This window comes from Paenarthrobacter sp. PAE-2 (assembly GCF_026013155.1).
Taxonomy (GTDB): domain Bacteria; phylum Actinomycetota; class Actinomycetes; order Actinomycetales; family Micrococcaceae; genus Arthrobacter; species Arthrobacter ureafaciens.
The window spans coordinates 1-11,820 of the sequence record NZ_JAPDNV010000001.1 but is presented as its reverse complement, the minus strand read 5'-3'; the positions used below and the strand labels follow the sequence as shown (position 1 = coordinate 11,820).

Genomic DNA, 11,820 nt, shown 5'->3' with positions numbered 1-11,820 from the left:
AAGTAACAAACAGTCCTGCAAGGAGGCACAGATCATGGGGGATCTAGCAATAGATTTCTGTGGCGAATGGTACGAACCGTCAGATGAGGATGTATTCGACATCGGCCGCGAAGGCGACCTGGAAGTAGATGACAATCCCTACCTGCACCGCCGCTTCCTGCAAATTGCCCGCTACGACGGAATTTGGTGGCTGAGCAACGTGGGGAGCATGTTGTCGGCAACCATCGCCGACGGCTCGGGCGGCATGCAGGCCTGGCTTGCTCCGGGCGCGCGGATCCCGCTGGTCTTCAGCCACACCAACGTCATTTTCACGGCAGGCCCTACCACCTACGAATTCGCCGTCCACCTGAAGACGCCGTCCTTCCGGCATGAAGCCCGGGACGAGGACCAAGCGGGGGATACCACCATCGGGCCCGTTGTTTTCACCGATTCGCAAAAGGCGCTCATCGTGGCCCTGGCCGAGCCCATGCTGCGTCGCGATGGCACGGGATTCAGTGCCATTCCGTCGTCCGCGGAGGCCGCCAAACGCTTGGGATGGGCGCTGACCCGGTTCAACCGGAAGCTGGACAACGTGTGCGACAAACTCGACCGCGTGGGTGTCGTGGGGCTCCGCGGCGGCGCCGGGAAGCTCGCCACCAACCGGCGTGCCCGGCTTGTGGAGCACGCCGTGACCTCACACCTGGTCACCCCGGCCGACCTGTACTTGCTTGAGACTGAGAGTGGAGTCGACGAAGGATGAAGTTTCGCCTGACCCTGCGCCGGGATCCCGCGGAAGCCAAGGACCTGGCCGTAACAGTGGATGGCCGTGCCACAGTGGCCGACATCGCCACGGAACTGTGGGCCGCGGACCCCGCACGGAAGGGGACCGAACCGCCGTCGAACCTCTCCATCAGCGTGGATGAAGCATTTGTTGGCGGCGGGCTGTCCGGGCAGGTCCTGCGCCCGACCGACAACCTGCTGGAATCCGGGCTGCGGCCCGGTTCGAAGGTGTCCCTGACCCAGGTGAGCGAACAATTCGCCTCGAACGCGCCCGGAACCAACCGCGGACCGGCGGCAGCTACCCTGCGCGTCATGGCAGGGCCCGACGCCGGCCGCGAGTTTTCGCTGCCGTTCGGTACCAGCTACATCGGCCGGGACCGGGACGCCGACGTCAGGCTGTCCGACCCCCTGACGTCCAAGCGGCATGCCCGCATCACGGTGGGGGAGACGGTGGAAATCGTCGACACGAACTCCGCCAACGGCCTCCTCATGGATGGGCTGCCCGTCACGCGGGCCACGCTGGAATCCTCGGACACCGTGACATTGGGCGACACCACCGTGGGCGTCGTTTCGCTCTCGCGCAACCACTCCGGAGGACCCACCTCGCCGTTGGTCGACTTCAACAGGTCCCCGCGGGTGGTTCCCCGGTTCGAATCGCCCAAGCGCGTGCCGCCGGCGGGCCCCAAACGCCCTGAACACCAGCCGTTCCCGTACATCATGTTGGTCACGCCGCTGCTGATGGGCGGCGTTCTTTTCGCCCTGACGCAAAACATCCTCTCCGTCATCTTCATGGCCATGATGCCGCTGTTCATCGTGGGGCACTACGTGGACCACAAAATGCAGGGCAAGCGCCAGGCCAAGGAAGGGCACAAGCAGTTCAACGCAGCCATGCTGGCGTTCAGGGAAGACATCGACCGGCAGCAGAACATCGAACGAGCGGTCCGCCTGCAAGAGGCGCCATCGGTCAGCGACACGGTGGACGCCATCTACAAGCTGGGTCCGTTGCTGTGGACCAACAGGCCCGAGCACCAGCACTTCCTGAGCGTCCGCTTCGGCCTGGGCTCCGCGCCGTCCCGCATCCAGTTCGACGAGCCGGGGGCCAACGAAACCGAGCCGAAGTACATGCGGGAAATCCAGGAATGCCTGCAGCAGGTACGGGTGATCGAAGGGGTGCCCATCGTGTCGCAGCTGCGCGCGTCCGGCTCCTTCGGCGTGGCCGGGGACCGCAGCGTGGTGGACGACGTCGCGCGCGGCATGGTTCTTCAGTTGGTGGGCCTCCACTCGCCCGCGGAACTCGTCCTCACGGCACTGACGTCCCCGCGGTCCCGCGAACGCTGGGACTGGCTGCAATGGCTGCCCCACGTCGGCTCAGGCCACAGCCCCCTCACGGGCGACCATCTTGCCGCCGGCCCGGGTGCAGGCTCCGCGCTGTTGTCCCGGCTGGAAGACCTGGTTGAGCAGCGTGAAGCCCAGGCCAAGGAACCGGGCCAACAGCCCCGGCCCGGGCTGAAGAATGAGCACGAAGAGACCCCCGGACCTGTTGTGCCCACGGTGCTGGTGGTGGTGGAAGACGATGCACCCGTGGACCGTGGACGCCTTACCCGTTTGGTGGAACGCGGTCCCGATTTTGGCGTCCACGTCATGTGGGTGGCCGCCAACGTGCAGTCGTTGCCTGCCGCGTGCCGGGACTTCCTCTCGGTCGACGGCGATCACGGCACCACTACGGGCCAGGTCCGGCTGGGCCGGCACACCTATCCGGTGAGCTGCGAAAGCCTCGACGTTGAGCTGGCCACGCAACTGGCCCGCATGATGTCTCCGTTGGTGGACGTCGGCAACCCGCTCGAGGACGACTCGGACCTGCCGCGCGCCGTTTCCTACGCCACGTTGATCGGCAAGGAACTGATGGACAACCCCCAGGCCGTGGCCGAGCGCTGGCAGGAAAACAACTCTGTCCATGCCACCGCCGTGCCCAACCGCAAGGATAACGGCAGCCTCCGGGCCTTGGTTGGTTCCAAGGGTGTTGAGCCGTTCTACCTGGACCTGAAGAACGAAGGCCCCCACGCCTTGGTGGGTGGAACCACCGGTGCAGGCAAGTCGGAGTTCCTCCAGTCCTGGGTCATGGGCATGGCTGCTGCGTACAGCCCGGACCGCGTGAGCTTCCTCTTTGTCGATTACAAAGGTGGAGCCGCGTTCGCGGACTGCCTGCACCTGCCGCACACCGTTGGCCTGGTCACCGACCTCTCGCCGCACCTTGTCCGGCGCGCCCTGACCTCGCTCCGTGCCGAGCTGCACTACCGCGAACGGCTCCTGAACCGGAAGAAGGCCAAGGACCTGCTCGCCCTGCAGCGCGAAGCGGACCCCGAGGCTCCGCCCTACCTCATCATTATCGTGGACGAATTCGCCGCGCTGGCCACCGAGGTCCCCGAATTCGTGGACGGCGTTGTTGACGTGGCCGCGCGTGGCCGTTCCCTTGGCCTGCACCTGATCCTTGCCACGCAGCGGCCGGCCGGCGTCATCAAGGACAACCTGCGCGCCAACACCAACCTCCGGGTCGCCCTGCGCATGGCCGATGAAGTGGATGCCGTGGACATTCTTGGTGTTCCGACAGCCGCCTACTTCGATCCCTCCATCCCGGGCCGCGGTGCGGCGAAGACCGGGCCCGGGAGGATCCAGGGTTTCCAGACCGGTTATGCCGGCGGGTGGACCACGGAGAAGCCGCAACGGCCCCGCATCGACATCGTGGAGATGGCCTTCGGCTCCGGACCTTCCTGGGAGCCGCCGCCCGCGACGGATATCACCGAGGAACCGGCCGGACCGAACGACATCGCGCGGATGACGGCCAACATCATCAGGGCGGCTGACGTCCTGGCAATCGAGCCGCCGCGCAAGCCCTGGCTTAACGAGCTGGCCACCACGTACGACTTCTCCAAGCTGCCCAACCCCCGTACCGATGAACGCCTCCTTCTTGGCGTTGCGGACGATCCCGCCCACCAGGACCAGCCCACGGTGTTCTACGAGCCGGACAAGGACGGCAACATGGCCGTCTACGGCACGGGTGGTTCAGGTAAGTCGGCGGCACTGCGCGGCATCGCCATCGCCGCTGCCGTGACGCCCCGCGGCGGTCCCGTGCACGTCTACGGCATCGACTGCGGATCTTCGGGCCTGAAGATGCTTGAGGGCCTTCCGCACGTGGGAGAAATCATCAACGGCGACGACGTCGAACGCGTCGGCCGCCTGCTGCGCTGGCTCAAGGACATCGCGGATGAGAGGGCCACGAGGTTTGCCGAAGTCCGGGCTTCCACCATCGTCGAATACCGCCAATTGGCTGATCGGCCGGATGAGAAGCGCATTTTCATCATGGTGGACGGCATGTCCTCCTTCCGCGAATCCTACGAATACAGCAACCTTTCTTCGCTGTGGGATATCTTCCTGCAGCTCGCCACGGACGGCCGTCCCCTCGGTATCCACCTCGTGGTGAGCGGCGACCGTCCCAACTCCGTACCGGCGTCGCTCCTGGCCTCCATACAGAAGCGGCTGGTGCTTCGCTTGAGCTCGGAAGACGACTACATGACGTTGGACGTCCCCAAGGACGTGCTGAACGCAGCGTCACCTCCTGGGCGCGGGCTCCTGGACGGATTGGAAGTGCAGTTAGCGGTGCTGGGCGGCAATTCCAACCTGGCCCTGCAGGCGCGCGAAGTGTCCAAGCTCAGCCAAGCCATGCTCCGGCAGGGACTCAGCCAGGCTCCACAGATCCAACGGCTCCCCGAACTGGTGGACCTGGACATCCTGCCCGTGGGAGCCGTGGACAATCCCATCATCGGCGTCGACGACGAGACCCTCGGTTCCGCCGCCATTGCCGCGAAAGGCCCCTTGCTGCTGGCAGGGCCTCCGGGTTCCGGGCGAACGGTGGCACTGGTTACGTTGGCCTACGCACTGCGCCGGTCCAACCCACGGACCGACCTTATCTACATCGGCTCGCGCCGTTCCACGGTTGCCTCCTTGAACATCTGGAGCCATGCCCTGGTGGGTCCGGACGAGGTGTCCGACGTCGTGGATGACCTGGTGGACAAGGCAAGCGACAACCCGGGCACCATGGCGATCTTCATTGAGGGCCTCACGGAGTTCACCGACACCCTCGCCGAGTCCGGCGTCGGGCGCCTGGTGACGGCCGCCATCAAGGCCGACCAGTGGGTAGTTGGCGAGTCCGAAACCTCCACATGGTCGCAGGCGTGGTCCTTGGCGCAGCCCTTCAAATCCGGGCGCAGGGGACTGCTGCTCAACCCCGGCGACGTGGAAGGGGACAGCCTCCTCAACACGTCACTGGGACGGCTCAGCAAGGACTTCATCCCGGGCCGCGGGTACATCGTGGGACGCGGCAAAGTACGGAAACTGCAGGTTGCCATGCCGCCCGAAAACCGGAGCTAGGATTTGCGTCTTCGCTGGTGTGTGTAGGAGGATGCCGGAAACGTACCGCACTTCCGGACCGCTCAAAGCGCCCCAACGCCCCCAGCGAGGTCATGCCCCATGCAACCCACCGTTCCCCCTGCCGCTGTGCCCGCCTCCAGCCGGCGCCGCGTCCCTGCCGTTGTGGCGGGCGTCCTGCTCGCCGCCGCCGTATGGCTGGCACCGCAGGGCGCTGCCCACGCAGCGCCCTGCATCCCGGAGGCGGCGGGAAGTTGTCCCTCCTTGGAAGCCCCGGGAGATCCAACTCCCACCGAACAGGTCCTCGCACCTGAAGTAACGAATACCAAGCCGGCGCCGGACCGTGACGTGAAGCCCGCGCCTGAACCAACCCGCGTCCACGACCGGAAGCAACCGGCCGCGCCTGCTCCGGCTCCGGCAGCTCCCGCGCCGGCCGTCCAAGCGCCGCAGCCCGCCGTCGTCCAAGCCCCGGCGACGGTAGAGCCTGAGGTGGCCGAAACGCCGTCGGAAACTCCGACGGCGGCACCCACCGCTACAGCCACCGCCACGGCGAGTGCGACGCCGTCTGCCTCGCCGAGTCCCTCGAAGTCCTCCAATTGGGACACGCCGATCGATCAGGGCAAGGAAACCCAGGCCGCAGTCCTGGCCACGGGCAACTTCTCCGGGCCCAACATGCTGGGGCTTTTCGGCATCCTGGGCGGGGTACTGCTTGTTGGTTTGGGCGGCCTTGCGTTCGCGCTGTGGAGCAAGAACCGCCTGTCGTCGCACTGAGCGGCCCGCCACATAATGTCCGGGGTGTATAGCAAGATAGACCTGTGAGTACACCAGAGAATCCAGATCGGGTCAGCACCACATCCACGGCCGCAGCCGCCGTCGCCGTAGAGGAGGGTGCGCCGCCGTCGGAAAATCTCCGGGAAGAGTACCAGGAACTGGTTGACCTGGTCCGGAAGTACCGGTACGCGTACTACCAGGAAGACGCTCCGACTGTTTCCGACGCTGAGTATGACCTCCTGTACCGTCGCCTGGAGGAATTGGAAGCCCTCCATCCGGAGCTCGTCGCGAATGATTCACCCACCCAGGAAGTGGGCGGTGAGGTCTCCGCGGCTTTTGCCGCCGTCGAGCACCTCCAACGGATGTACAGCCTCGATGACGTGTTCTCGCTCGACGAGCTGGAGGCCTGGGTGCGGAAGGTCGAGGCGTCGGTGGCCAAGCTGGGGGACAGGGTCCCGTCGATCTCGTGGTTGACCGAGTTGAAGATCGATGGCCTGGCCGTGAACCTGCTGTACCGCGACGGCAAGCTGGTGCGTGCTGCTACCCGCGGCGACGGCACCACTGGTGAGGACATCACCCATAACGTCCTGACCATCAAGGAAATCCCGCGGCAGCTCAGCGGCTCGGGCTATCCGTCCGAAGTTGAGATCCGAGGCGAGGTCTTCATTCCGTCCAAGGCTTTCGCGGAATTCAACGAGTCGTTGGTGGCAGCGGGCAAGGCGCCGCTGGCCAACCCCCGCAACGCCGCCGCGGGTTCGCTCCGGCAAAAAGATCCGGCGGAGACAGCCAAACGTCCCCTCAGCATGTTCGTCCACGGCATCGGGGCGCGTGAAGGGCTGGAAACGGCCAGCCAGTCGGAGACCTACAAGCTCCTGGGCGAATGGGGACTCCCGGTCAGTCCCTACTCGAAGGTCCTTGACTCTTACGACGGCGTCCTGGAATTCATTGCCCATTACGGCGAACACCGCCACGGCCTCCTGCACGAGATCGACGGCATCGTGGTGAAGATCGATGACTTCGCTACCCAACGCGCACTCGGCTACACCTCCCGCGTGCCGAGGTGGGCCGCCGCGTACAAGTACCCGCCGGAAGAGGTGCACACCAAACTGCTGGACATCATGGTCAACGTAGGCCGGACCGGACGTGTCACTCCGTTCGGGTTGATGGAACCCGTCAAGGTGTCCGGCTCCACCGTGGGCATGGCTACGCTGCACAACCAGGACGTCGTCAAGGCCAAAGGCGTGATGATCGGCGACATCGTGATTCTTCGCAAAGCCGGTGACGTCATCCCCGAAATTGTCGGTCCGGTACTGGCGCTTCGCGACAAGCAGGATCCGCCCGTCCGCGAATTCGTCATGCCCACGGAATGCCCTTCCTGCGGCACTCCGCTTGCGCCTTCCAAGGAGGGCGACGTAGACATCCGCTGCCCCAATGGAAAATCCTGCCCTTCCCAGCTGCGTGAACGGGTCTTCCACGTGGCCAGCCGCGGTGCCCTCGATATCGAGGCCCTGGGCTGGGAAGCGGCAATCGCCTTGACCCAACCCGCAGAGCCGGAGATCCCCCCTCTGACCAGCGAGGCCGCGCTGTTCGATTTGACCCGCGAAGATCTGGCAAACGTGATGATCCGCCGCGAGAAGAAATCGAAGGGCGTCGGCACGGGCCAGTACGAACTCGTTCCCTACTTCTATACGAAGGCCACGGCCAAGACGCCGTCCAAGCCCACGGCCACCACCGAGAAGCTTTTCGCCGAGCTGGAAAAAGCCAAGAAGCAGCCACTGTGGCGGGTACTTGTGGCGTTGTCCATCCGCCACGTCGGACCCACCGCCTCCCGGGCGCTGGCAACCAACTTCGGAAGTATGGAAGCCATCCGTAATGCCAGCGAGGAACAACTGGCCCACGTGGACGGCGTTGGGCCAACCATCGCGGCTGCCCTTAAGGAATGGTTCGCGGTTGACTGGCACAACGAGATCGTGGAGAGGTGGGCTGCCGCCGGCGTCCGCATGGAGGACGATCGGGATACGGCCACTCCGCGCACGCTCGAAGGGCTGACGGTCGTGGTCACGGGAACGCTGCCCAACTTCAGCCGGGATGAGGCGAAGGAAGCCATCATTATCCGTGGTGGCAAGGCTGCGGGTTCGGTATCAAAGAACACCAGCTACCTGGTAGCCGGGGAGAGCGCCGGAACCAAGCTGGACAAGGCGGAACAGCTCGGGATTCCGGTGTTGGATGAGGATGGCTTCCGTGAGCTGCTGGCCAACGGACCGGCCGCGTCCGAAGGCCATGAGTCCGAAGGCCAGGTGGGCGCAGAAGACGTTGCCGGGCCGGAAGGGGAATCGGAATGAGCGTCAGGGAACGGGACGACGTCTTGGAATTGCTGGAGGTCGCCAAAGCGGCAGCCGCGGCAGGCGCCTCGGTGCTTGCACAACGTTCGGTCACCGGAAGCGGTGGTGACGGCCTCGGAATAAGTAACAAGGGCGAGGCCGGGGACTGGGTAACGGAGTTCGATCTCGCGGCGGAGAACGCCGTCAGCCGTGCCATCGCCCAAGCACGGCCACATGACACGATCACGGGCGAGGAACAAGGAACCACCCGGCCGGAGCAGGCGTCCGGTTACCGCTGGTCCATCGATCCGCTGGACGGCACCACCAACTTCATCCGCAACATTGTTTACTACGCCACGTCCGTTGCCGTGGCAGATGCCGACGGCGCATGGCTTGCCGGCGTTGTCCACGCACCCGCGCTGGGTCGCGTCTACTCGGCGGCCCGCGGGCATGGCGCATGGGTTGAGGTTGCCGGGACATCAACGCAGCTCACGGGCCCGGTCCAGGGGAGAAAAGGCCTCATTCTGGCAACGGGCTTCAGCTATGACCCCTCCACTCGGGCTGACCAGGTGGAAGGACTGGGGGAGCTCATGGAAGGCTTCGCCGATGTGCGGCGGTTGGGTTCGGCAGCACTGGACCTGTGCTTTGTGGCCGACGGTACCGTGGACGCATTTGGCGAGCGCGGCCTGAACGAACACGACTACGCCGCCGGGGCCTTGATCGCCGAGGAAGCAGGTTGCTGGGTCCGCAGGCCAAAGCTAACCAGCCCGCTCGACGGCGGCCCAAGCACCGAAGACCGGTTGGCGGCCTGGACGTGCGCGGCCACGCTGGAGCTCTCCGGAAAGTTCCCTCTGTAGGGCTCCCATGATCCGCACACTGGCCATCGCCAACTACGGCTAGAAGCCGCATCCGATCGAGGTCAACTCCCGTGCGGGTGTTCCTGCGAAGCGGTTCACCGGCCGTTCCAGGCCATAGTGTCCCCGCAAGGTGGATGCCGTGTATTCCGTACGGAAGAGACCACGCCGCTGAAGGATCGGCACCACCTGGTCCACGAACACATCCAAACCTGATGGAAGCACCGGGGCATGATGTTGAAGCCGTCCGCTGCTCCGGCGTCGAACCAGTCCTGAATGGCGTCGGCCACTTGTTCGGGGGTGCCGGAGAAGGTCCGGTGCCCGCGACCGCCGCCCAAACGACCGATGAGCTGCCGGACGGTGAGCTGCTCGCGCCGGGCCAATTCCACGATCAGGGTGTAGCGGCTCTTGGCGCCCTCGATGTCGTCCTCCGATGGAAGATCGGCCGGGAGCCGACGGTCCAGCGGGAGGTCTTCGGGTGCGAGCCGGAGGGTCTTGGCCAGCTGTTCGCGGGCATATTCGGGTTTGATCAGTTCATCGAGTTCGCGCTCGAACCGAAGGGCCTCGGCCTCGGTGGACCCGATCACGGGAACGATGCCCGGAAGGATCTTGATGCTGTCACGATCACGGCCCGCCGCCACGGTCCGTGCCTTGAGGTCTGCATAGAAGGCTTGCGCGTCTGCCAGTGTTTGGTGGGCGGTGAACACGGCTTCGGCGTAGTGGGCTGCGAGCTTCTTGCCGTTTTCGGAGGAGCCGGCCTGGACGATCAGCGGGTGGCCCTGCGGAGAACGAGGGACATTGAGCGGGCCGCGGACCCGGAAGTGCTTGCCCTCGTGTTCTATGGCCCGGATCCTGGTGGAGTCGCCCCAGACGCCGGCGGCCTTGTCCGCGAGCACGGCGTTGTCTTCCCAGCTGTCCCAGAGTTTTTGGGCCACGTCGATGAACTCTGCGGCGCGCTCATAGCGGACAGCGTGGGCCGGCTGGTCGTCCACGCCGAAGTTGCGCGCCGCGTCCGGGCCCGCCGTCGTGACGACGTTCCACCCGGTCCGCCCGCCGCTGACCCAGTCCACCGAAGCGAAACGGCGTGCCAGGTTGAAGGGCTCGTTGTAGGTGGTGGAGGCGGTGGCGATCAGGCCGATCTTCTGCGTGGCTCCTGCGATGGCGGTGAGCAGGACGGTGGGTTCCAGCTTGCCTGCAGGGCGGCGCCCCACCTCGCCGAAGAGCACGGGGGAGTCGGCGAAGAAAATCGAGTCCAGCTTGCCGCGTTCGGCGGTGCGGGCCAGGTTTTGGTAATGCCCGATCCTGGTGGAGGCCAGGGGGTCGCTTTCCGGGAGCCGCCAGGAGGCCTCGTGGTGGCCAGTGCTCATGAGGAACGCATTGAGGTGCAGCTGACGCGGTGGTGTGGGCATGGTCGAATCCTTTGGTTTTGGGGTGGCGTGGTTAGGTTTGCCCACTTCAACATGGCCGCGGCTCAGGGCGCCAGCCTTCCGAAACAAGGCCGCAACGGTGCGAAACCGGGCTTCATGGCGCGCAATCCGACTCAATCCCGCGATACCGGGTGACACAAACAGGAGTGATAGTTCGGTCACGGAAAGTGCTGTTTCGCTGAGTGCAACGCCCGGTTACCACTATCATTGACAGGTGCTTTCGCCGATTAATGTCCGTCCAGCCGTTCCCGAAGACTACGACGCCGTTGCCCGCATAACCCAGGATTCGTACGTCACCGCGGGGTACTACGGCAGCGCGGATCACCCGTACCTGCAGCAGCTTAAGAATGTCGCCGGCAGGGCGCAGCATGCGGACGTGCTGGTGGCCGAACGCGACGGAACCATCATCGGCTCTGTGACCGCGGCTCCGGCCGGAGGCGGCTTCTCGGACATTGGCTTGGACGGCGAGCTGGAGCTGCGGACCCTCGTGGTGGATCCGGCGGTGCAGCGCTCCGGCGCGGGCACTGCTTTGGTGAGTGCCGTCGTCGAGCAGGCCAAGGCGAGGGACGGCATCAATGCCGTGTGCCTCACCACCGGCGCTACGTGGGAGAGTGCCAATGCCCTCTACAACCGGACCGGTTTTGACCGGGTCCCCGAACGGGACTGGTTCGTCCCCGGCACCGACATAAAGCTGTTCGTTTACAGGCTTGAGCTCTCCCAGTCCTAGAGTTTTCCTCGGAAATCCCGGCAACAGGCCGGGAGATGAACAGGAAGGCGCGGCATGCGCAAGACATACGGTTCAGGCTCGGTGTGGGAACAGACCCTTGGGTACTCCCGCGCGGTCCAGGTGGACAACACCCTTTACATTTCCGCGACGGCGGCCAGCGGTCTCGTTGATGGCAAACAAGCGATTGTGGGCGATGACTTCTACTCGCAGACCAAATACATCCTCGAGAAGCTCGGCGCCGTCCTGGAAGAAGCCGGCTTCTCCTACGCGGACGTTGTCCAGTCCAAGCTCTACCTGACGGACATCAGCAAGTGGGAAGACGCCGGCCGCGCACACGGTGAAGTCTTCGGCGAAATCCGGCCCACCCTTTCCCTGGTGCACGTTCTGCCGTTCCTTGATCCGCAGATGCTGGTGGAGATCGAGCTGGTGGCACAGAAGTCCGCGTAGCGCACCCAACTGGGTCGCAGTTAAGCGCGTTTAGCGTGGGCGGTTTCTAGCGGTTATCGCAACAGGAAGGTTCTGATCATCTCATTTGGGGT

Annotated in this window: 7 protein-coding genes and 1 pseudogene; 7 read left to right on the top strand and 1 reads right to left on the bottom strand. The window is 64.9% G+C overall.

Going from position 1 to position 11,820, the window contains the following annotated elements; all coding sequences use genetic code 11:
* Positions 1-34 precede the first annotated feature (34 nt).
* The 5 genes from OCL88_RS00040 to OCL88_RS00020 all read left to right on the top strand — a co-directional run bounded on the left by OCL88_RS00040 (position 35) and on the right by OCL88_RS00020 (position 9,130).
* The gene (locus OCL88_RS00040) at positions 35-739 is read left to right on the top strand and encodes a hypothetical protein (protein WP_021471386.1); all 705 of its coding nucleotides are present in this window, start codon (positions 35-37) and stop codon (positions 737-739) included.
* Positions 736-5,184 carry an FtsK/SpoIIIE domain-containing protein gene (locus OCL88_RS00035; protein WP_264961164.1) on the top strand — a complete coding sequence of 1,483 codons (4,449 nt, stop codon included), beginning with the start codon at positions 736-738 and terminating at the stop codon, positions 5,182-5,184. The genes OCL88_RS00040 and OCL88_RS00035 overlap by 4 nt, the downstream gene beginning before the upstream one ends.
* 99 nt (positions 5,185-5,283) lie before the next feature.
* Entirely contained in the window at positions 5,284-5,952 is a 669-nt protein-coding gene (locus tag OCL88_RS00030; protein WP_193591694.1) for a hypothetical protein, read from the top strand.
* Positions 5,953-5,996: 44 nt separating this feature from the next.
* On the top strand, positions 5,997-8,294 hold the full coding sequence (gene ligA / locus OCL88_RS00025; RefSeq protein WP_264961163.1) for an NAD-dependent DNA ligase LigA: 2,298 nt from the start codon (positions 5,997-5,999) through the stop codon (positions 8,292-8,294).
* Positions 8,291-9,130, top strand: a complete 840-nt coding sequence (locus tag OCL88_RS00020; RefSeq protein WP_264961162.1) for an inositol monophosphatase family protein — start codon at positions 8,291-8,293, stop codon at positions 9,128-9,130. Before ligA ends, OCL88_RS00020 begins: the two co-directional genes overlap by 4 nt.
* A gap of 39 nt (positions 9,131-9,169) precedes the next feature.
* On the opposite strand, the pseudogene OCL88_RS00015 reads toward OCL88_RS00020, so the two are convergent.
* Positions 9,170-10,536 (bottom strand): annotated as a pseudogene (locus OCL88_RS00015) (LLM class flavin-dependent oxidoreductase).
* A gap of 232 nt (positions 10,537-10,768) precedes the next feature.
* Between OCL88_RS00015 and OCL88_RS00010 the strand changes: the two are divergent.
* Positions 10,769-11,281, top strand: coding sequence for a GNAT family N-acetyltransferase (locus tag OCL88_RS00010; protein ID WP_264961161.1), 513 nt, complete (start codon positions 10,769-10,771; stop codon positions 11,279-11,281).
* 54 nt (positions 11,282-11,335) lie between these two features.
* Entirely contained in the window at positions 11,336-11,728 is a 393-nt protein-coding gene (locus tag OCL88_RS00005; protein ID WP_166187103.1) for a RidA family protein, read from the top strand.
* Positions 11,729-11,820: the final 92 nt, after the last annotated feature.

Coding starts and splice junctions, on each gene's coding strand:
- OCL88_RS00040 (WP_021471386.1), top strand. CDS start 35: ATGGGGGATCTAGCAATAGATTTCTGTGGCGAATGGTACGAACCGTCA.
- OCL88_RS00035 (WP_264961164.1), top strand. CDS start 736: ATGAAGTTTCGCCTGACCCTGCGCCGGGATCCCGCGGAAGCCAAGGAC.
- OCL88_RS00030 (WP_193591694.1), top strand. CDS start 5,284: ATGCAACCCACCGTTCCCCCTGCCGCTGTGCCCGCCTCCAGCCGGCGC.
- OCL88_RS00020 (WP_264961162.1), top strand. CDS start 8,291: ATGAGCGTCAGGGAACGGGACGACGTCTTGGAATTGCTGGAGGTCGCC.
- OCL88_RS00005 (WP_166187103.1), top strand. CDS start 11,336: ATGCGCAAGACATACGGTTCAGGCTCGGTGTGGGAACAGACCCTTGGG.